Raw genomic sequence first — 20,520 nt, forward strand, 5'->3', positions numbered from 1 at the left:
ACAGGGAGGAACTGTTCCCGGGACTCTCCCTGTCACCCCGGGTTAGACCCGTCGCTGCCCGGATATCCCGGTATGCATGGCGTTCCTGCAAGCCAAAAAACCTTCCTGTAATTTTTTTATCACCAACCGCAAGAAAAACTGTAATCTGGCACCATCAAAGGATGTTTAACCACATCAAAAATTGTCAGTCAGGGAAGAATGAGTATGGCAATGTTCTATATCCAGATTCGCAGGAACCACATCACGGTACGTGACCTCGCCACCAGGCGAGAGGTTTCTGCAACCGCAAATTTCAGTAATTCTCGCCTGTTAGTCGCCGAGTTCTTTATTGCCGAAAAAGCCATTTATGATGCCAGCGCCCCGCTACGCGACTGGCGCAATCGCCGTTGGGGGCACCGGCTGAGCTGGCTTTCAGGCCGTGCTGACGTGGTGGTTCATGCTCTGGAGATGAATGAAGGCGGTCTCTCCCAGGTGGAGGACCGTGTTTTGCAGGAGATCACCGTGGCATCATTTGGCATGGCGAGGGTTCTGGTGATTGACGACCCTGATGTCCTGACCGATCTTCAGGTAACGCAAAGAATTAAGCACAGCAAGGCATCGCGCAGTTAAGCTCCCTTTGCTTGCATGAAACATTTTCACCTTCTGCATGCAGACTCGACATCCTGAGTTAACCTGGGTATCTTCAGGTGTCTGGATGTCTAAACGTTTAAACGTATGCAGTGAGGATATAAGGTTATGCCAATTCGGGTGCCGGATGAGTTACCAGCCGTTAATTTCTTGCGTGAGGAAAATGTCTTTGTCATGACATCGACGCGCGCCAGCGTTCAGGAAATCCGTCCGCTCAAAGTGCTTATCCTGAATCTGATGCCGAAGAAGATTGAGACGGAAAATCAGTTTCTGCGTCTACTCTCCAACTCGCCGCTGCAGGTGGATATCCAGTTACTGCGGATCGATAGCCGCGAGTCGCGCAATACGCCTGCCGAGCACCTCAACAATTTCTACTGTAATTTTGAAGATATTCAGCACGATAATTTTGACGGGCTGATTGTTACCGGCGCGCCTCTCGGCCTGGTGGAATTTAACGATGTCGCTTACTGGCCGCAGATTGAATGCGTCATTGAGTGGGCGAAAGAGCACGTAACGTCGACGCTGTTTGTCTGCTGGGCGGTCCAGGCTGCGCTGAACATTTTGTACGGCATACCCAAGCAGACTCGTCAGGATAAACTCTCCGGGGTTTTTGAGCATCACCTTACCCGTCCACATGCGTTGTTGACCCGCGGCTTTGACGATGCTTTCCTGGCTCCGCATTCCCGTTATGCCGATTTTCCGGCGGCGCTGATCCGCGACTACACCGATTTGGAAATTCTGGCGGAATCGGAGGGGGGAGATGCCTACCTGTTCGCCAGCCCGGATAAACGTATCGCCTTTGTCACCGGGCACCCGGAGTATGACGCTGGTACCCTGGCGAATGAATATTTCCGCGATGCCGACGCCGGACTGAACCCGCAGATCCCGGATAACTATTTCCCGGGTAACGATCCGCAGAACACGCCGCGGGCGACCTGGCGCAGTCACGGTAATTTGCTGTTTACCAACTGGCTGAACTATTACGTCTATCAGATAACGCCTTACGATCTGAGTCATATGAACCCCACTCTCGATTAAGCGTTTCAGCATCCCATCTCAGGCACTTTCGGGTGCCTTTTTTATTTCCGAAACCACATCCTCTTTGCGGAATTCAATTAAATCATTATTAATCAATGAGATAAAAAATAATTAAATCAAAAATGGAAATTGTTTTTGATTTTTGAAAATGATCTATTAGTCTTAATTTCACTGGTCGAAAAACACGCAGCGTTTTTCACTGCCGGTTTGCGGGGCATTTTGCCGGGATCAAGTGAGAGGATCATTACAATGACACAACAGGCTATTAGCGCTGAGCTGGCATTCAGTCAGCCTTTCGGGGACCAGGAGAGGCAGGTTTTAACACCGCACGCCGTGGAGTTTTTATCCGAACTGGTGACGCGTTTTACACCGCAGCGCAATAAACTGCTGGCAGCGCGGATTGGGCAGCAGAACGCGATTGATGGCGGAGCGTTGCCGGATTTTATTATGGAAACTGCTTCCATTAGAGAAAAAGAGTGGAAGATCCGCGGTATTCCGCAAGATTTGCAGGATCGGCGGGTAGAGATTACCGGGCCGGTAGAGCGCAAAATGGTGATCAACGCATTGAACGCCAATGTGAAAGTGTTTATGGCGGACTTCGAAGATTCTCTGGCGCCCAGTTGGGAAAAAGTGATCGATGGGCAGATCAATCTGCGCGACGCCGTGAACGGCACTATCGCCTGGACCAATGAAGCCGGGAAAATTTATCAGTTAAAACCCAATCCTGCCGTACTGGTTTGCCGGGTGCGGGGTCTGCATCTGCCGGAAAAACACGTGACCTGGCGCGATGAGGCGATACCGGGCAGCCTGTTCGACTTTGCGCTGTACTTTTTCCATAACTACCAGGCGTTGCTGGCAAAGGGTAGCGGTCCGTATTTCTATCTGCCGAAAACCCAGTCATGGCAGGAGGCTGCCTGGTGGAGCGAAGTCTTCAGCTTTGCGGAAGATCGCTTCTCGCTGCCGCGCGGCACCATTAAAGCGACGCTGTTGATTGAAACACTGCCGGCGGTGTTCCAGATGGATGAAATCCTCCACGCCATGCGTGACCACATTGTCGGTCTCAACTGCGGCCGCTGGGATTACATCTTCAGTTACATCAAGACGCTGAAGAACCACCCGGATCGTGTTCTGCCGGATCGTCAGGTAGTCACCATGAACCAGCCGTTTCTCAGCGCCTATTCCCGGCTGCTGATCAAAACCTGTCACCGTCGCGGCGCCTTTGCGATGGGCGGTATGGCGGCGTTTATTCCCAGTAAAGACGAGGCGTTGAACCGCCAGGTGCTCGACAAAGTGCGGGCAGATAAGGAGCTGGAGGCGTCCAACGGCCATGACGGCACCTGGATTGCTCATCCGGGTCTCGCGGACACGGTGATGGAGGTATTTAACGCCGCCCTCGGCTCCCGGCAAAACCAACTGGATGTCAGCCGCGCCGATGACGCTCCGGTCACCGCTCAGCAGTTGCTGGAGCCTTGTCCGGGCGAGCGTAGCGAACAGGGAATGCGCGCCAATATCCGGGTCGCGGTTCAGTACATTGAAGCCTGGATTTCCGGTAATGGCTGTGTGCCGATTTACGGCCTGATGGAGGATGCCGCGACGGCGGAGATCTCCCGTACCTCCATCTGGCAATGGATTCATCACCAGAAAACCCTCAGCGACGGCAGGCCGGTGACGAAGGCGCTGTTCCGCGAGATGTTGGGGCAGGAAATGCAGGTGATTCGTCAGGAACTGGGCGAAGAGCGTTTCACTCAGGGGCGCTTTGACGACGCAGCCTGCCTGATGGAGCAGATCACCACCTCCGACGATCTGATCGACTTCTTAACGCTGCCGGGCTACCGCCTGCTGGCGTAATTCATAACATTTTAAAATGGAGCATCTGCAATGACTGGTACCCGTACTCAACAAATTCAACAACTGGAACAAGAGTGGAAACAGCCGCGCTGGGAAGGTATCAGCCGCCCGTACAGCGCGCAGGATGTGGTGAAACTGCGCGGCTCGGTCAACCCGGAATGTACCCTGGCGCAGCTCGGCGCCGCCAGAATGTGGAAACTGCTGCATGGTGAGTCGAAGAAAGGCTATGTGAACAGCCTCGGCGCGCTGACCGGCGGTCAGGCGCTGCAACAGGCGAAGGCGGGAATTGAAGCGGTGTATTTGTCCGGCTGGCAGGTGGCGGCGGACGCTAACCTGGCGTCCAGCATGTATCCGGATCAATCGCTGTACCCGGCCAACTCGGTGCCATCGGTGGTGGAGCGGATTAACAACACTTTCCGGCGCGCCGATCAGATCCAGTGGGCGGCGGGCATTGATCGTGACGATCCACGCTTTATTGATTACTTCCTGCCGATTGTCGCCGATGCGGAAGCCGGTTTTGGCGGCGTGCTTAACGCCTTTGAACTGATGAAAGCGATGATTGAAGCCGGCGCCGCGGCGGTGCACTTTGAAGACCAACTGGCCTCCGTGAAGAAGTGCGGGCATATGGGCGGTAAAGTCCTGGTGCCGACTCAGGAAGCGGTGCAGAAACTGGTGGCAGCGCGTCTGGCGGCGGATGTGATGGGGGTTCCGACTCTGCTTATCGCCCGTACTGACGCTGACGCGGCAGATCTGATCACTTCCGACTGCGATGAGTACGACCGCGAGTTTATTACCGGCGAACGCACCAGCGAAGGCTTTTTCCGTACCCACGCCGGTATTGAGCAGGCGATTAGCCGCGGACTGGCCTATGCGCCCTATGCGGATCTGGTGTGGTGTGAAACCTCGACGCCGGATCTGGAACTGGCCAGACAGTTTGCTGAAGCCATCCACGCCCGTTTCCCGGGCAAGCTGCTGGCCTACAACTGCTCGCCGTCGTTCAACTGGCAGAAGAATCTGGACGATAAAACCATCGCCAGCTTCCAGCAGCAACTGTCGGATATGGGGTACAAATTCCAGTTCATCACCCTGGCGGGTATCCACAGCATGTGGTTCAACATGTTCGACTTGGCCCACGCTTACGCCCGAGGCGAGGGGATGAAACACTATGTCGAAAAAGTGCAGCAGCCGGAATTTGTCGCCGGCAAAGAGGGTTACACCTTTGTGTCGCACCAGCAGGAAGTGGGCACCGGTTATTTCGATAACGTCACCACCATCATTCAGGGGGGCGCCTCTTCGGTAACGGCGTTGACGGGTTCGACGGAAGAAGCGCAGTTCTGAATCTGACGCTGCGTAATATAAGGGCAGATATGGCGACGTATCTGCCCTTCATTTTCGAACGGCAATTTTCCCGGATGAGGAGAGCATATGTCGCGGGGTCTGGAACTGCTTATCGCGCAAACCATTCTGCAGGGCTTTGACGCCCAGTATGGACGCTTTCTGGAGGTCACATCCGGCGCCCAGCAGCGCTTTGAACAGGCGGACTGGCACGCCGTTCAGCAGGCGATGAAACAGCGCATCCATCTGTACGATCATCATGTCGGCCTGGTCGTGGAACAGTTGCGCTGTATTACCGAAGGGAAAAGCACCGACGCGACGTTTCTGCTGCGGGTGAAACAGCACTATACCGAATTGCTGCCGGACTATCCGCGCTTTGAAATTGCCGAAAGTTTTTTTAACTCTGTCTACTGTCGTCTGTTCGACCATCGCTCGCTGACGCCCGAGCGGTTATTTATTTTCAGCTCCCAGCCGGAGCGGCGTTTCCGGTTGATTCCCCGGCCGCTGGCCAAAGATTTCTGGCCGGATAGCGGTTGGCGCGGCCTGCTTACCGCGCTACTGAGCGATCTGCCGCTGCGCCTGCCCTGGGAGGATGTGGCGCGGGATGTCGACTATATTCTGGCGCACCTCGGGGAAAATTTTACCGAATCCGCCCTGAGTCAGGCGCATCTGCAGGTGGCTAATGAGCTGTTTTATCGCAATAAAGCGGCATGGCTGGTAGGTAAACTGCGCTTTGCCGATCGTGTGGTGCCTTTCCTGTTGCCGATTCACCGTAGCGAAGAGGGGAAACTGTTTGTTGATACCTGCCTGACCGGCAGCGCGGAGGCCAGTATCGTTTTCGGGTTTGCCCGCTCTTATTTTATGGTTTATGCGCCGCTGCCGGCGGCAATGGTGGAGTGGCTGCGGGAAATTCTCCCCGGAAAAACCACCGCTGAATTGTATATGGCTATTGGTTGCCAGAAGCACGGTAAGACGGAAAGCTACCGGGAATATCTGCAGTACATTACCCATGCCGACGAACAATTTATTGAAGCGCCGGGGATTCGCGGCATGGTAATGCTGGTATTTACCATGCCGGGATTCGACCGGGTGTTTAAGGTCATTAAAGATCGCTTTGCGCCGCAAAAAGAGATGAGCGCCGCCCATGTCCGGGCGTGCTACCAGTTAGTCAAAGAGCACGATCGCGTCGGGCGAATGGCGGATACCCAGGAGTTCGAAAATTTTGTGCTGGAAAAACGCCAGATCAGTCCGGCGCTGATGGAACTGCTGTGGCAGGAGGTGCCGGAGAAACTCACCGATCTGGGCGATCGGCTGGTGATCAGTCATTTGTATATTGAACGGCGTATGGTGCCGCTCAATCTGTGGCTGGCTCAGGTGGAAGGGCAGCAGCTCAGAGACGCGGTGGAAGAGTATGGCAACGCCATTCGTCAACTGGCGGCGGCCAATATTTTCCCCGGCGACATGCTGTTTAAAAACTTTGGCGTGACGCGCCACGGACGAGTGGTGTTTTATGACTATGACGAAATTTGCTATATGACCGAGGTTAATTTCCGCGACATCCCGCCGCCGCGCTTTCCGGAAGATGAACTGAGCGCCGAGCCGTGGTACAGCGTCGCGCCCGGGGATGTGTTCCCGGAAGAATTTCGCCACTGGCTGTGCGCCGATCCGCGTATCGGACCACTGTTTGACGAAATGCATGGCGATCTGTTCCGGGCTGACTACTGGCGGTCGCTGCAGTCACGCATTCGCGAAGGGCATGTGGAGGACGTTTTTGCTTACCGGCGGCGGCAGCGCTTTTGCCAGCGCTACGCGCCGCTGCGTAAAGTGGGCTGAGTCAGCAGTAGAAATAGCGGATCACGTGGAAAAACACCGGCGAAGCGAAACACAGCGAGTCGATGCGGTCCATCATGCCGCCATGTCCTGACAGCATGGCGCCGAAGTCCTTCACCCCCCGGTCGCGTTTAATGGCGGACATACACAGGCCGCCGGCAAAGCCGAGCAGGGTGATCAACAGGGAAATGGCAAAAGCCTGCCAGGGGTTAAACGGGGTGATCCAGAAGAGTCCCATCCCCACCAGGCTGGCGCTGAGAATTCCGCCGACAAAGCCTTCCACCGTTTTGTTGGGGCTAAGTTTCGGCACAATCGCGCGTCGCCCCCACAGTTTGCCGAAGACATACTGCAGGACATCGGATATCTGCACCACAATCATTACAAACAGCACCAGCTTAAGGTTTTCGCCTTCATAGCCAGGAATTGGCAGCATCAGCAGGGCCGGAATATGGCTGACGCAATAGACTGCCAGCATCAGGCTCCACTGAATTTTGGCGCTGCGCTCCAGAAAGTGGGTGGTATCTCCGGCGATGGCGATGCGCGTTGGGATAAACAAAAACGCGTAAACCGGAATAAAAATGGTAAAGACACCATACCACTCCATGCCTACCAGCAGGTATTGCAGCGGCAGGATGATAAAGAAACACCAGAACAGCGCTTCATGATCGCCGCGTCGGGTGGGGGTCAGGGTGATGCATTCGCGGAACGCATAGAAGGACATCAGGGCGAAAAGTATTACCGAACCCGTCTGGCCGATCAGTAATGCCATAACGGAAATGGTGCACATCAACCACCAGGCGCGAATGCGGGCGTTGAGATTGGTGATGGTGTCGTTGTGGCGAAAATGGGCCAGTACGGCGCCGATGATACTGGCCACCACCAGCAGGCCGAACAGCCCGGACAGCAATATCCTGAGGTCATGATCGAGGCTTATCATGATGAGAGGTTCTCCAGCGCCGTCCTGGCGCGCAATAAAAAGTCCTTTTTCGTCTCATCCTCGTCAGGATGTGCGACGGATTCCCCAAAGGTGGCGCGGCAGATAACCGGTACCACCAGTCTTGAGCCTTTAGGCAGTACCCGATTGAGATTTTCCAGCCACACCGGGGTCAGGACGGCGGTCGGGCAGCGCTGCGCCAGGTGATACAGGCCGCTTTTGAACTCCCCCGGCGTTTCACCGTCTCCCCGGGTGCCTTCCGGGAAGAAAATCAGCGATTCGCCGCGCTCCAGCGCCCCGGCCAGCGGTTCCAGCGGATCGCGTGGCGCATCGTCCCGGGACTTTCCGTGACGTTCCACCAGTACGGCGTTAAAAATGCTGGAGGCCAGGTAACGACGCAGCGGAGTCTTTAGCCAGTAGTCGGCGGCGGCGACCGGATGGACCCGGCGGCGAATTTCCGGCGGCAGGCTGGCCCAAATCACCAGCCCGTCCAGATGGCTGCTGTGGTTGGCGTAATAGATGGTCGGCTGATGGGGGAGCGGCGGCGCCAGCCAGGTGGCGCGGATGCCGGTCAACAGGCGGCACACTGTGACCAGCAGCCACTGGATGCAGACCCGGTCGGGACGGAGATAGCGGCTCATCGCATACCTCCGCAGAAGTCACGCGAACCCGTGGTCCGCGCCAGGATATCCTTTTCCATGTGCAACGCTCGTTAAAATGACAGGTTATTGGTTACTCAACAGGCAGTATACAAAGTCTGCGCCCAAAGTTAACGCCCTCCTCCATAAGCGAGGGTGATTTCTTTGGCGGCTTTAATCACCAGCGCGCCAAGCTCGGTGACCCGATCGTCCGTGATGCGTGAAATCGGGCCGGAAATCGAGATAGCCGCAAAAGGTTCGTGGTATTCGTTATAAATGCAGGCGGCGACACAGCGCAGTCCAAGAGCGTGTTCTTCATCGTCGAATGAATAGCCGCGCTTGCGGATCTGGGCCAGGTCGTCTTTGAGATGCACCGGCGAGACCAGGGTGGCCGGGGTGTAGGCGTGCAGCCCTTTGCGGTGTAGTAATCCGCTGAGCGCCTCATCGCTGAGCCAGGCAAGAAACGCCTTGCCGGCGCCGGAAGCGTGCATCGGCAATTTACCGCCAATCGGCGCAGACATGCGCATCAACTGGGTGCACTGTACCTGGTCGATGATAATCGCCTGGTGATCGTCCTGATCGAGCACCGCCAGGTTAACGGTTTCGCCGGATTCTTCCATCAGTCTGCGCAGGATCGGGTGGACGATGGCCAGCAGGTTGCGGCTTTGCAGGAAGCTGCTACCGACCATAAAAGCATGGGCGCCGATGGTCCAGTGGCCGAGATCGCCCACCTGACGCACGAATCCCTGTTGCTGCATGGTAGTCAGTAGCCGGTGAGTGGTGGAATTGGGTAATCCGGCCTGCTGGGCCAGCTCGGTTAACGCGACGCTGCCGTGGGCTTCAGCGATGGATTCCAGTAGTTTCAGGCCGCGGGTCAGGGATTGCACCTGTCCGGTGGGCTGGGGCGCGGCGGCGGCGGCGGCGCGCGGTTTTTTCCCTCGTTTAGCGGGAATCGTGACGGCCATGGCGATTCTCCTTCTGAAAGCATGAAAAGGCGTTAATTTCCGTATTGTGGAAATGATTTTCTTTTTATTCAGTATGCACGAAACTGGCCGGAAATGCTGCTCCGATGAGTAAAATTAGAACAATTCTCGCCGACAGTTGGCGGGATAATATGGTCATTCACTGCGTCGCATATCAGCGCAGCCCGTTTGCTCAGCCATCCGGCTACCTGAAAAACTCTCAACATCAATGGTCGCCGACACGCCGGGGATGTGTGGTAGGATGAGAGGTTGCCGCTACTTATAACAATCATTCAACAATCAGCCGCAGACACAAGACGCGTCATACCGTGGATAGAGGAATCAAAGTGAGTAGTCATGTTGAAAAACTGCATCAGCAGTTAGCTGAGCGAATTCTGGTGCTGGACGGTGGTATGGGAACCATGATCCAGAGTTACCGCCTGCAGGAAGAGGATTTTCGCGGCGAGCGGTTCGCCGACTGGCCCTGCGATCTGAAAGGCAATAATGACCTGCTGGCGCTGACCCGGCCAGATATCATCGCTGCTATTCACTACGCTTACTTTGAAGCCGGCGCCGATATTATCGAAACCAATACCTTTAACTCCACCACCATCGCCATGGCGGACTACCAGATGGAGTCTTTGTCGGCGGAGATAAACTATGAGGCCGCAAAACTGGCCCGCGCCTGCGCCGATGAGTGGACGGCCAGAACACCGGATAAACCGCGCTATGTTGCCGGCGTACTGGGGCCAACCAACCGTACGGCGTCCATCTCGCCGGATGTGAACGACCCGGCTTTCCGCAACATCACTTTTGATCAACTGGTGTCCGCTTATCGTGAATCCACCAAAGCGCTGGTGGAAGGCGGAGCGGATCTGATCCTGATTGAAACCGTCTTTGATACGCTGAACGCTAAGGCGGCAGTGTTTGCGGTGAAAGAGGAGTTTGAAGCGCTGGGGGTCGAACTGCCGATTATGATCTCCGGTACCATCACCGATGCTTCCGGGCGCACGCTTTCCGGCCAGACCACTGAAGCGTTTTATAACTCACTGCGTCATGCAGAAGCGCTGACCTTCGGCCTGAACTGTGCGCTGGGGCCGGATGAACTGCGTCAGTATGTGCAGGAGCTGTCGCGCATTGCTGAATGCTATGTGACCGCGCACCCCAATGCGGGATTGCCGAACGCCTTCGGGGAGTACGATCTGGACGCTGATGCGATGGCCGCGCAGATCCGCGAATGGGCGCAATCCGGCTTTCTGAATATTGTCGGCGGCTGTTGCGGCACCACCCCGGCGCACATTGCCGCCATGAGCCAGGCCGTAGAGGGGCTGGCGCCGCGCCGCCTGCCGAAACTGCCCGTTGCCTGCCGGCTTTCCGGTCTGGAGCCGTTGAACATCGGCGATGACAGCCTGTTTGTGAATGTTGGCGAACGCACCAACGTTACCGGTTCGGCGAAATTCAAACGGCTGATTAAAGAAGAAAAATATAGCGAGGCGCTGGATGTCGCCCGTCAGCAGGTAGAAAACGGTGCTCAGATTATTGATATCAACATGGACGAGGGGATGCTGGACGCCGAAGCGGCGATGGTGCGTTTCCTGAATCTTATTGCCGGTGAGCCGGATATCGCCCGCGTCCCTATCATGATCGACTCCTCGAAGTGGGAGGTTATTGAAAAAGGGCTGAAGTGCATCCAGGGGAAAGGAATTGTTAACTCCATCTCCATGAAAGAAGGGATTGAGACCTTTATTCAGCATGCAAAGCGGGTACGTCGCTACGGCGCCGCGGTAGTGGTGATGGCCTTTGATGAGGATGGCCAGGCGGACACCCGGGAGCGAAAAATCGCCATCTGCCGGCGGGCGTACCGGGTACTCACTGAAGAGGTCGGTTTCCCGCCGGAAGATATTATCTTCGACCCGAATATTTTTGCCGTGGCGACCGGTATTGAAGAGCACAATAACTATGCGCTGGATTTTATCGGCGCCTGTGAGGACATTAAGCGCGAGCTGCCCCACGCCCTGATTTCCGGCGGGGTTTCCAATGTCTCTTTCTCCTTCCGTGGTAATGACCCGGTGCGTGAGGCGATCCACGCGGTGTTTCTCTACTACGCCATTCGCAATGGTATGGATATGGGCATTGTTAACGCCGGGCAACTGGCGATTTATGATGACCTGCCCGGCGAGTTACGCGATGCGGTAGAGGATGTGATCCTCAACCGCCGCGATGATGGCACCGAGCGTCTGCTGGCGCTGGCGGAAAAATATCGCGGCAAAAAGAGCGATGACGCCGGGGATACGCAACTGGCGGAATGGCGCGGCTGGGATGTGAAAAAACGCCTCGAATATTCGCTGGTGAAAGGCATTACCGAGTTTATCGAACAGGACACCGAGGAGGCGCGTCAGCAGGCCGATCGGCCGATCGAGGTGATCGAAGGGCCGCTGATGGACGGTATGAACGTGGTCGGCGACCTGTTCGGGGAAGGTAAAATGTTCCTGCCCCAGGTGGTGAAGTCCGCGCGCGTGATGAAACAGGCGGTGGCTTACCTGGAGCCGTATATTGAAGCCAGCAAGCAACAGGGTTCCAGTAATGGCAAAATGGTGATTGCGACTGTAAAAGGCGATGTTCACGATATTGGTAAAAATATCGTCGGCGTGGTACTGCAGTGTAATAACTATGAAATCATCGATCTTGGCGTCATGGTGCCGGCGGAGAAAATCCTCAAAACCGCCCGGGAAGTGAATGCCGATATTATTGGCCTGTCCGGGCTGATCACGCCGTCGCTGGACGAGATGGTCAACGTCGCTAAAGAGATGGAGCGCCAGGGCTTTACGCTACCGCTGCTGATTGGCGGCGCGACCACCTCCAAAGCCCATACGGCGGTGAAAATCGAGCCGAATTACAGCGGCCCGACGGTATATGTCGCGAACGCTTCGCGTACCGTCGGGGTAGTCGCTGCGCTGTTGTCCGACACGCAGCGCGATGAGTTTGTCGCCCGTACTCGCCGCGAATACGAAACGGTGCGCACCCAGCACGGGCGCAAAAAGCCGCGTACGCCGCCGGTCACCCTGGAAGCGGCGCGGGAAAACGACTTTGCTTTTGACTGGGCGAGCTATACGCCGCCCGTTGCCCATCGCCTGGGGGTACAGGAGGTGACGGCGAGTATTGAAACTCTGCGTAATTACATCGACTGGACGCCGTTTTTTATGACCTGGTCGCTGGCCGGGAAATACCCGCGCATTCTTGAAGATGACGTGGTGGGCGAAGAGGCGCAGCGCCTGTTTGCCGATGCCAACGCAATGCTCGATACGCTGAGCGCGGAAAAAACGCTGACGCCGCGCGGGGTTGTGGGGCTGTTCCCGGCTAACCGTAACGGCGATGACGTGGAGATCTACCGGGATGAATCCCGTACCCACCTGCAGGCCGTCAGCCACCATTTGCGCCAGCAAACGGAGAAAACCGGGTTCGCCAACTACTGTCTGGCGGATTTTGTGGCGCCGAAAAGCAGCGGTAAAGAGGACTATATCGGGGCCTTTGCGGTCACCGGCGGGCTGGAAGAAGATGCGCTGGCGCAGGCGTTTGAAGCACAGCACGATGATTACAATAAAATTATGGTCAAAGCGCTTGCCGACCGGCTGGCGGAAGCCTTTGCGGAATACCTGCACGAGCGGGTACGTAAGGTGTACTGGGGCTATGCGCCGGGGGAAAATCTGAGCAACGAAGAACTGATTCGCGAAAACTACCAGGGGATCAGACCGGCGCCGGGTTACCCTGCCTGTCCGGAGCATACCGAAAAAACCGTTATCTGGGGGTTGCTGGATGTTGAAGCGCGTATTGGTATGAAGCTCACTGAATCCTGCGCGATGTGGCCGGGAGCGTCGGTAGCAGGCTGGTACTTCAGCCATCCTGACAGCAAATACTTCGCCGTGGCGCAGATCCAGCGCGACCAGGTAGAGGATTATGCGCGGCGTAAAGGGATGTCGGTAGCGGAGGTGGAACGCTGGCTGGCGCCTAATCTGGGGTATGACGCCGACTGATTCGGGGGTGCCTTTAACTGGTTATAGCGTGACAGAAACAGGTAGGGTGTTTTCCGCCTGTTTCTGTTTTTCTGGCGCATTTTTCAGGTCAACACCACTCCCGCCGTCATCAAACTGTCATCTTTCGTTACAACATTGATTTCCCGAAACCGCCGGTGCGGCGTTTTATTACATTTAACCCCTTATACTTAACGTCCGGGATCTTTCCTGCCGCGTTGGCGGCCCGGTAAGTCCGGATATGAAATCCCAGGGGAAATCAAAAAGTGATGCACTGCCGCGATCGGGAGGCGCAGGAATTACAGGATTGTGAATCTCCGGGCACAGGGCGTGCCGGTGCCGTCGACGCAGAGCGCGTCCGACGGGCGGTGTGTCGATAAGGAGAGTCCGTGCTGACATTATTACATCTGCTTTCCGCCGTGGCGCTACTGGTATGGGGCACCCATATTGTCCGAACCGGCGTCATGCGCGTCTTCGGCGCCCGCTTGCGCAGTGTACTGAGCCGTAGCGTTGAAAAGAAACCCTTTGCCTTCTGTGCGGGTATCGGCGTTACGGCGCTGGTCCAGAGCAGTAATGCGACAACTATGCTGGTGACTTCGTTTGTCGCCCAGGATCTGGTGGCGCTCACGCCGGCGCTGGTGATTGTTCTGGGCGCCGATGTCGGTACCGCGCTGATGGCGCGCGTGCTGACGTTCGATCTCTCCTGGCTGTCGCCGCTGTTGATCTTCATTGGCGTGATTTTTTTCCTTGGCCGGAAACAGAGCCGGGCGGGGCAACTGGGCAGGGTAGCCATCGGTCTCGGGCTGATTCTCCAGGCTCTGGAGCTGATCGTACAGGCGGTGACGCCGATCACCCAGGCTTCCGGGGTAAAGGTCATCTTCGCCTCCCTGACCGGGGATATCATGCTGGATGCGCTGATTGGCGCCGTGTTTGCAATCATCAGCTATTCCAGCCTGGCTGCGGTGCTGCTGACCGCTACCCTGAACGCAACCGGGGTGATTTCCTTCGATGTGGCCCTGTGTCTGGTGATCGGCGCCAATCTGGGTTCCGGCCTGCTGGCGATGCTCAATAATAGCGCGGCCAACGCTGCCGCCCGTCGGGTGGCGCTGGGCAGCCTGTTGTTTAAGCTGGTGGGCTGTTTACTGGTATTGCCTTTTGTCCATTTTCTGGCGCAAAACCTGCACAAACTGCCGCTGCCGGAATCTGAACTGGTTATCTATTTTCATGTCTTTTACAACCTGATTCGCTGCCTGGTGATGGTGCCTTTTGCCGGGCCGATGGCGCGCTTTTGCCAGAGAATTATTCACGACCCGCCGGAGCTGGACGATCGTATCAGGCCGAAATACCTCGATTCCAGCGCGCTGGATACCCCGGCGCTGGGGCTGGCGAATGCCGCCCGGGAAACGCTGCGCATGGGCGATGCGGTAGAGCAGATGCTGGAAGGATGGCATAAGGTAATGTCAGGCGAACCGCGGATGGAAAAAACGCTGCGCAGGCTGGCCGATGATGTCAATGTGCTCTACACCGCTATTAAGCTTTATCTGGCCCGGCTGCCGAAAGAGGATCTGGCGGAGGCGGAGTCCCACCGCTGGGCGGAGATCATTGAAACTGCGCTGAACCTGGAGCAGGCTGCCGATATTATTGAGCGTATGGGCAGCGAGGTGGCGGATAAATCGCTGGCTGCCCGGCTGGCGTTCTCTTCCCAGGGGAAGGAAGAGCTGCAGAACCTGCAAAAACAGCTACAGCTTAACCTTAAGCTGGGGTTGTCGGTGTTCTTCTCCGGGGATGTGGATAGCGCCCGACGTTTGCGGCGCAATAAGCACCGTTTTCGGATCATGAACCGGCGCTATGCGCATGCCCACGTCGATCGTCTGCACCAGCAAAATGTTCAGAGTATGGAGACCAGCTCGCTGCACCTGGGATTGCTGGGGGATATGCGACGGCTGAACTCCCTGTTCTGCGCAGTAGCCTATAGCGTACTGGAGCAGCCGGACGATGATGATGTCAGAGAAGAGTATGGCGCCCAGTGATGGCCTGCGGCGCGCTACAACAGAATGTCGGACTCAGCGATCCCTTCGCTCTCGCGCCACTGTTTCAGTAGTTGCTGGCGGCGGCGCGGATAGCGAATATTAAGCGCTGTCAGGTCGCTGATGCGATCGGTGCGGAAGTGGCGGATCGCTGCGCGCTTCTCGCACCAGGCGATCAGCACATGCAACTGATCAAAATATCCCAGCGCGAACGGCCAGACGATGCGCTGCGAACGGCGGCTTCTGGCATCCTGATAGGCTATCGCCAGTTTAGTTTCTCCGCGGATGGCGGCGCGTAGCGGCGCCAACAAAGGTGAGGTATTTTGCGCCGCCGATGGGCCGATCAGCAGATGGGTGGATTCCAGGGTCAGGCGCAGATCGTCGGGAATTAGCGCGGATATTTTCGCCAGCGCGTCCCGGGCCGCTGCGCCTAACGCCTCATCGCCGTGCCTGTTGACCCAGCGGATACCCAGCACCAGCGCTTCTATCTCCTGGGGCGTAAACATCAGCGGCGGCAGGGTGAACCCGGGCTTCAGTACGTATCCCAGCCCGGCTTCGCCCTCTATGGCGGCCCCCTGGCTCTGCAACGTGGCGATATCCCGGTACAGAGTACGTACGCTAATCCCCAGCTCGCTGGCAAGGCTTGCCGCCGTCACCGGGTAGCGATGACGGCGCAGAAGATGCAGCAGGTCGAGGAGCCGACGGGCGCGGGACATGGTAAGTTCTCCGTCTGTCTGGAGGGCGCGAAGCGCCGACTCACTATCTTTACCGACAAATACCGGCGCTGGCGAGCGGTAAATTATCTCCCGACGCAACGCGACGGATTACGCTTCTCCCGGGCTGACGACCCGCAGGCGATGTCCATCGGGATCGATGGCGACAAAGCTGTAGCCGAAGTCGAGGCGAGTGGGTTTCTGAATCATCGTCAGACCGCGCGCTCCCCATGCGGTATAGCGCTCCTCGACATCAGCGTGATTGCTGACGGTGAACAGCAATTCGCCGCCGCCAGCGGGCGCTTGCGGTAGCGGCTCAGCGGTAAAGCGCGACCACAGGCCGAGCATCATGCCGTTTTTCAGCGCAAACATAACAAACGTCGGTGAGGTTTCCACTGGTTCTGCCGCCAGTAATTCACGATAGAACGCGGCGCTGGCCAGCGGGTTACGGACATAGAGAATTACGGTATTGGGCATCGTCATCGCAGTTTCCTTTTCAGGGGGTAAATGGCTGTATAACGATAGTGCCGGCAGGGAGTGACAGTTTCTGTCAGTAGAGCGCGAGGGAGTAAAAAGCGCCGGCCTGTACAGCCGACGCTGTAGTTTTTAGCCTGCCCGGGCGAAAGCGGCGGCTTCGGCCACCAGGTCTTGTGAAGGGCGTACGCCGGTATAAAGCGCAAACTGTTCCACCGCCTGCAGGGCGATAACCTCGGCGCCGCTAATGATTTTCTTACCTTTAGCACCGGCCATACGGATGAGTGGCGTCTCCGGTGGCAGGGCGACGACGTCGAACACGACGTTAGCCTCGTCGATAGTCGCTTCGCTGAAGGCAAGCTGTTCGCTTTCCGCGCCGCCGGCCATTCCCAGCGGAGTGACATTGACCAGAATCGCAGCGCGGCTATCGCCGGCGTCCGCCTGCCATCGGAACCCGTACTGCTGCGCCAGGCGCGGACCGGTTTCCGGGTTGCGGGCTATCAGCGTGAGATGTTTAAAGCCGGCGTCCCGAAAGGCGGCAACCACCGCTTTGCCCATCCCGCCGCTGCCGCGTAGCAGTACATCCTGCTGTGGGTCGAGGGCGTTGCTTTCGATCAGGCTGCGTACGGCGATATAGTCGGTGTTCAAACCGGTAAGCTTGCCGTTATCGTTGACAATGGTGTTGACCGACTCAATCACCGCCGCGGAAGGTTCCAGCGCGTCGAGAAACGGGATGCAGCGCTCTTTGAACGGCATGGAGACAGCGCAGCCGCGAATACCCAGCGCCCGGACCCCTTTCACCGCCGCTTCGATATCGCTGGTGGTGAAGGCTTTATAAATAAAGTTCAGCCCCAGTTTCTGGTACAGATAGTTGTGAAAGCGGGTGCCGAAGTTGCCCGGCCGTCCGGCCAGCGACATACAGAGCTGAGTGTCGCGATTAATCATAAGCCGTATCCTCTGATAGCTGGCGGCATTGCGGAAAATGCCGCGGTTAACGGGTAAAACCAGTGAAGGTTATTTTCCGGTTTATGTTCAGATAGTCCAGGTGAGTTTTGTGCCTGGACGATGGTTTGTCACCGGACTGGTTACTTAAATATTGTCTGCGCTATCCAGCAGGTAGCGTTCCGCCTCCGCGGACCAGAGTCCCTGATGGCGCGCCAGTATCTCTGCCAGCGCGGTATCCGCGGCGCCGCCGGCAATCGCCTCCAGCGAGGTCAGTGGCAACGACTTACCGGTATACACCAGTTTCTTACCTCCGCCGATCTCCGGCAGCGCCAGCGTGGCCTCCGCCGCCGCGTTCAGGCCCAGAATATGCGTGACCACTTTGGCGGCCTGCACTTTCTTCTCTTCAATCAGCCGTACCGCAGCGCGCATATCGTCGGTATTGCCCCCGGAAGTACCAACATAGTGGGTGAAAGCGTAGTGGAGATCGTAAAAATTCACGGCGGCGCAGAAATCCTTATTCTGCGGCCCGGCAAAGAAATTCAGGCAGCCGTCCGGGGCCAGCAGGGAAGAGGCCATCGCAACCAGTTCCTCACCGGGGACAAACACAAAAATATCATCATAACCCTTACCTCCGCTCAGCGCCCGCAGGGTATCGGCGGATGCCTCCTGCTCGCGGGCATTCAGATAGTGGATCTGTGTCTGATCGCTGGACGGATAGTGTTTCCGGGCGTAGGCCAGCTTAGCGCGGTTGTTATCGGTGACCACCAGCAGAGCCGGATTTACCGGACCATGCAGAGCATAGTCGATTGCCAGTAGTCCCATTGGGCCGGTACCGCCCAGGATCAGGGTGCGTCCACGGGGACGAATCCCCATCACGTGGTTATAGGTGCCCTCCTGAAGATGATAGTTGGCGTTAAACGCGCCGATGACGCAGGAGAGCGGCTCCACCAGAGACCCCTCAAAATAAGTGTCTCCCTGATAGGCCAGCAGGCAATCCTGTTCCATGACTTCCGCCGGGATCAGCACATGGGTGGCTTCTCCCCCGACCCATGGAAAGGAGTAGCCGGGGCAGTCCGGGCGGTCCGGCAATTGCAGGTTGGCCTGAATAACATAGCGCTGGCCGGGGTGAAATTTATGCTGCCATTTTTTACCGACCGCCAGAATATCGCCGCAAAACTCATGGCCGATGATGACAGGACGGGTCGCCACATCGTCGGGGACTTTTTTGTGATCCGCTCCCTGATTGGCCTCTTTCCAGGAGGAGAGGCACAGGCTGTCGGTCACGACGCTGGCCAGTATCTCGTCATCTCCCATTTCCGGTAACTCAAATGTCTCCAGGCGCAGGTCGCGTTTGCCGTACAGGCGTAAAGCTGTGGTTTGCATTATCCACCTCGTCCCCGGTTTACCCGGGGTTTACAGGTTAAACGTATCCCGGCGGGTAACCGGGGTGAAAAATCAGGAAAGGAAGCCCAGCCAACTGCCGACAATCCCCAGCCCGAATAGCGCGAAGATTAGCCATACCGGGTTAATCTTGCGGCTGAGCAGACGCACCATCAGTAGTGTGAGACCCAGTGCCAGCAGGCCCGGGCAAAGCTGATCGAGGATGTTTTGCACCGTCATCGTGACGGTCTGGCCATCCGGGCCCGGCGTTTGCGACACCACTAGCGGCACATTGATGGTGGTCCATTTAGTGACCAGGACCCCCATAACAAACAGCCCGAGGATCGATGCGCCTTCGGTCAGTTTCTGTAGCAGGTTGCCGCCCATGTCGCTGACGATATTGACTCCCTTGCGAAAGCCGTACTGCAGGCCATACCACTTCAGCGCCAGGCGAATGGCGTTGAACAGCACGAAAAACAGTACCGGGCCCAGCAGATTGCCGCTCAGGGCCAGCGAAGCGCCCAGCGCGGCGGTGATCGGACGCAGAGTTCCCCAGACCAGCGGATCGCCGACCCCGGCCAGCGGGCCCATCAGGCCGACTTTGATACCATTGATGGCGCCGTCGTCGATATCCGCGCCGTTGGCCCGGGCCTCCTCCATCGCGGCGGTGACGCCCAGTACCGGTCCGCATACCGCCGGGGTGGTGTTGAAGAACACCAGGTGACGTTTCAGGGCGGCGACCTGGTCCTCTTTGAGCGGGTACAGACGCTTAATGGCCGGGATCATGTCGTAGCAGAAGCCAAGACCGTGAATGCGTTCAAAGTTAAAGGAAGCCTGCTGTAGATTGGAGCGCACGAACATGCTGAACAGGTCGGCGCGAGTGAGTTTTTTCTGTTCCATAGTGAGCTCCATTAATCTTCCAGTTGATCGAAGGCGGCGGACTGTGGCGCCGCGGCAGGGGATTCGGCTTTACGCCATTGAGGATTCAACTGGATATACAGCAGGGCGGCAATTACGCCGACACCGCCGAAGGCCAGCAGGCTGAAATTGAGATAACCACCGGCCAGGAAGCCGAGGAAAAAGAATGGCATCAGGTACTTTACGCCCATCATACGCAGTACCATGGCGTAGCCGACCACCACGATAAAACCACCGGCGATTTGCAGGCCGTGGGTTACCACATCGGGGATGGCGTTGAGCATCTCGCTGACCATATCGGCGCTAACGAACAGCGAGACAATCAGCACCGGTATGGATACCCGCAGCGCCTGTACCGCCAGCGCGGAGACGTGCAGTAGATCGATGGTGCTGAACCGGGCCTGCTCCGCGGCTTTATCGGCGGCATGCTGAAAAGCGACGGTGATGGTGCGGGCGAAAACCGTCAATACCTGACCGGCGGCGGCGACTGGCAGGGCGATGGCGATACCGGTGGCAATACTTTGCTGGCCGACCACCACCAGAATGGTGGAAATAATACTGGCCAGCGCCGAATCCGGGGACTGGGCGGCGCCGACATTCATCCAGCCGAGGGCGATCAGTTCCAGCGTGCCGCCGAGCATGATGCCGGTGGTTAAATCGCCGAGGATAAGCCCGGTCACCGTGCAGGCAATGAGTGGACGATGGGTCTGGAATTCATCCAGCACGCTGCCCATTCCGGCGATACAGGAAAAAATAAATATAGCGATAATCTGTAGGGTACTTATTTCCATAATACGACCTCTGTGAGTTTTCTCAGGGTGTA

At 57.0% G+C, this 20,520-nt stretch carries 16 protein-coding genes; 7 read left to right on the forward strand and 9 right to left on the reverse strand.

Annotated elements, in window-relative coordinates:
* Window positions 1–204: 204 nt before the first annotated feature.
* The 5 genes from AQ981_RS14085 to aceK all read left to right on the forward strand — a co-directional run bounded on the left by AQ981_RS14085 (window position 205) and on the right by aceK (window position 6,681).
* Window positions 205–609: a YjaA family stress response protein gene (locus AQ981_RS14085; protein WP_058912386.1), complete on the forward strand. Its 405-nt coding sequence runs from the start codon at window positions 205–207 to the stop codon at window positions 607–609.
* Between the two features lie 126 nt (window positions 610–735).
* Window positions 736–1,665: a homoserine O-acetyltransferase MetA gene (gene metA, locus AQ981_RS14090; RefSeq protein ID WP_058912387.1), complete on the forward strand. Its 930-nt coding sequence runs from the start codon at window positions 736–738 to the stop codon at window positions 1,663–1,665.
* Window positions 1,666–1,914: 249 nt separating this feature from the next.
* A complete protein-coding gene (aceB, locus tag AQ981_RS14095; RefSeq protein WP_058912388.1) occupies window positions 1,915–3,513 on the forward strand; it encodes a malate synthase A in 1,599 nt (532 codons plus the stop codon).
* A 30-nt stretch (window positions 3,514–3,543) separates the two neighbouring features.
* Window positions 3,544–4,851 (forward strand): isocitrate lyase, encoded by a 1,308-nt coding sequence (aceA, locus tag AQ981_RS14100; RefSeq protein WP_058912389.1) that lies wholly within the window; start codon window positions 3,544–3,546, stop codon window positions 4,849–4,851.
* Window positions 4,852–4,938: 87 nt separating this feature from the next.
* A complete protein-coding gene (aceK, locus tag AQ981_RS14105; RefSeq protein ID WP_058912390.1) occupies window positions 4,939–6,681 on the forward strand; it encodes a bifunctional isocitrate dehydrogenase kinase/phosphatase in 1,743 nt (580 codons plus the stop codon).
* 1 nt (window position 6,682) lies between these two features.
* Here the strand turns inward: aceK and AQ981_RS14110 are convergent, their stop codons facing one another.
* The 3 genes from AQ981_RS14110 to iclR all read right to left on the reverse strand — a co-directional run bounded on the left by AQ981_RS14110 (window position 6,683) and on the right by iclR (window position 9,215).
* Window positions 6,683–7,615: a phosphatidate cytidylyltransferase gene (locus tag AQ981_RS14110; protein ID WP_058912391.1), complete on the reverse strand. Its 933-nt coding sequence runs from the start codon at window positions 7,613–7,615 to the stop codon at window positions 6,683–6,685.
* Complete coding sequence (locus tag AQ981_RS14115) at window positions 7,612–8,253, reverse strand: lysophospholipid acyltransferase family protein (protein ID WP_058912392.1); 642 nt, start codon at window positions 8,251–8,253, stop codon at window positions 7,612–7,614. The genes AQ981_RS14110 and AQ981_RS14115 overlap by 4 nt, the downstream gene beginning before the upstream one ends.
* 128 nt (window positions 8,254–8,381) lie before the next feature.
* Complete coding sequence (iclR, locus tag AQ981_RS14120) at window positions 8,382–9,215, reverse strand: glyoxylate bypass operon transcriptional repressor IclR (protein ID WP_058912393.1); 834 nt, start codon at window positions 9,213–9,215, stop codon at window positions 8,382–8,384.
* 344 nt (window positions 9,216–9,559) lie between these two features.
* Between iclR and metH the strand changes: the two genes are divergently transcribed.
* Together metH and AQ981_RS14130 are read left to right on the forward strand one after the other, a co-directional pair.
* Window positions 9,560–13,243, forward strand: a complete 3,684-nt coding sequence (metH, locus tag AQ981_RS14125) for a methionine synthase (protein ID WP_058912394.1) — start codon at window positions 9,560–9,562, stop codon at window positions 13,241–13,243.
* Window positions 13,244–13,629: 386 nt separating this feature from the next.
* Window positions 13,630–15,270: a Na/Pi cotransporter family protein gene (locus AQ981_RS14130; protein ID WP_058912395.1), complete on the forward strand. Its 1,641-nt coding sequence runs from the start codon at window positions 13,630–13,632 to the stop codon at window positions 15,268–15,270.
* Window positions 15,271–15,284: 14 nt separating this feature from the next.
* Here AQ981_RS14130 and AQ981_RS14135 read toward each other — a convergent pair whose 3' ends face one another.
* The 6 genes from AQ981_RS14135 to AQ981_RS14160 all read right to left on the reverse strand — a co-directional run bounded on the left by AQ981_RS14135 (window position 15,285) and on the right by AQ981_RS14160 (window position 20,488).
* Window positions 15,285–15,983: a helix-turn-helix transcriptional regulator gene (locus tag AQ981_RS14135; RefSeq protein ID WP_058912396.1), complete on the reverse strand. Its 699-nt coding sequence runs from the start codon at window positions 15,981–15,983 to the stop codon at window positions 15,285–15,287.
* A gap of 108 nt (window positions 15,984–16,091) precedes the next feature.
* Window positions 16,092–16,463, reverse strand: a complete 372-nt coding sequence (locus AQ981_RS14140; RefSeq protein ID WP_058912397.1) for a VOC family protein — start codon at window positions 16,461–16,463, stop codon at window positions 16,092–16,094.
* Window positions 16,464–16,586: 123 nt separating this feature from the next.
* Entirely contained in the window at window positions 16,587–17,399 is an 813-nt protein-coding gene (locus AQ981_RS14145) for a shikimate 5-dehydrogenase (protein WP_058912398.1), read from the reverse strand.
* Window positions 17,400–17,543: 144 nt separating this feature from the next.
* Window positions 17,544–18,782 carry an L-sorbose 1-phosphate reductase gene (gene sorE / locus AQ981_RS14150; RefSeq protein WP_058912399.1) on the reverse strand — a complete coding sequence of 413 codons (1,239 nt, stop codon included), beginning with the start codon at window positions 18,780–18,782 and terminating at the stop codon, window positions 17,544–17,546.
* A gap of 72 nt (window positions 18,783–18,854) precedes the next feature.
* Entirely contained in the window at window positions 18,855–19,679 is an 825-nt protein-coding gene (locus tag AQ981_RS14155) for a PTS system mannose/fructose/sorbose family transporter subunit IID (RefSeq protein ID WP_058912622.1), read from the reverse strand.
* Between the two features lie 11 nt (window positions 19,680–19,690).
* On the reverse strand, window positions 19,691–20,488 hold the full coding sequence (locus AQ981_RS14160) for a PTS mannose/fructose/sorbose transporter subunit IIC (RefSeq protein WP_058912400.1): 798 nt from the start codon (window positions 20,486–20,488) through the stop codon (window positions 19,691–19,693).
* Between the last annotated feature and the right edge of the window lie 32 nt (window positions 20,489–20,520).

It is taken from the genome of Entomohabitans teleogrylli (genome assembly GCF_001484765.1).
Classification (GTDB): Bacteria; Pseudomonadota; Gammaproteobacteria; order Enterobacterales; family Enterobacteriaceae; genus Entomohabitans; species Entomohabitans teleogrylli.

Coding starts and splice junctions, on each gene's coding strand:
- aceB (WP_058912388.1), top strand. CDS start 1,915: ATGACACAACAGGCTATTAGCGCTGAGCTGGCATTCAGTCAGCCTTTC.
- metA (WP_058912387.1), top strand. CDS start 736: ATGCCAATTCGGGTGCCGGATGAGTTACCAGCCGTTAATTTCTTGCGT.
- AQ981_RS14145 (WP_058912398.1), bottom strand. CDS start 17,399: ATGATTAATCGCGACACTCAGCTCTGTATGTCGCTGGCCGGACGGCCG.
- iclR (WP_058912393.1), bottom strand. CDS start 9,215: ATGGCCGTCACGATTCCCGCTAAACGAGGGAAAAAACCGCGCGCCGCC.
- AQ981_RS14085 (WP_058912386.1), top strand. CDS start 205: ATGGCAATGTTCTATATCCAGATTCGCAGGAACCACATCACGGTACGT.
- aceA (WP_058912389.1), top strand. CDS start 3,544: ATGACTGGTACCCGTACTCAACAAATTCAACAACTGGAACAAGAGTGG.
- AQ981_RS14110 (WP_058912391.1), bottom strand. CDS start 7,615: ATGATAAGCCTCGATCATGACCTCAGGATATTGCTGTCCGGGCTGTTC.
- AQ981_RS14160 (WP_058912400.1), bottom strand. CDS start 20,488: ATGGAAATAAGTACCCTACAGATTATCGCTATATTTATTTTTTCCTGT.
- AQ981_RS14140 (WP_058912397.1), bottom strand. CDS start 16,463: ATGACGATGCCCAATACCGTAATTCTCTATGTCCGTAACCCGCTGGCC.
- AQ981_RS14135 (WP_058912396.1), bottom strand. CDS start 15,983: ATGTCCCGCGCCCGTCGGCTCCTCGACCTGCTGCATCTTCTGCGCCGT.
- sorE (WP_058912399.1), bottom strand. CDS start 18,782: ATGCAAACCACAGCTTTACGCCTGTACGGCAAACGCGACCTGCGCCTG.
- AQ981_RS14115 (WP_058912392.1), bottom strand. CDS start 8,253: ATGAGCCGCTATCTCCGTCCCGACCGGGTCTGCATCCAGTGGCTGCTG.
- AQ981_RS14155 (WP_058912622.1), bottom strand. CDS start 19,679: ATGGAACAGAAAAAACTCACTCGCGCCGACCTGTTCAGCATGTTCGTG.
- aceK (WP_058912390.1), top strand. CDS start 4,939: ATGTCGCGGGGTCTGGAACTGCTTATCGCGCAAACCATTCTGCAGGGC.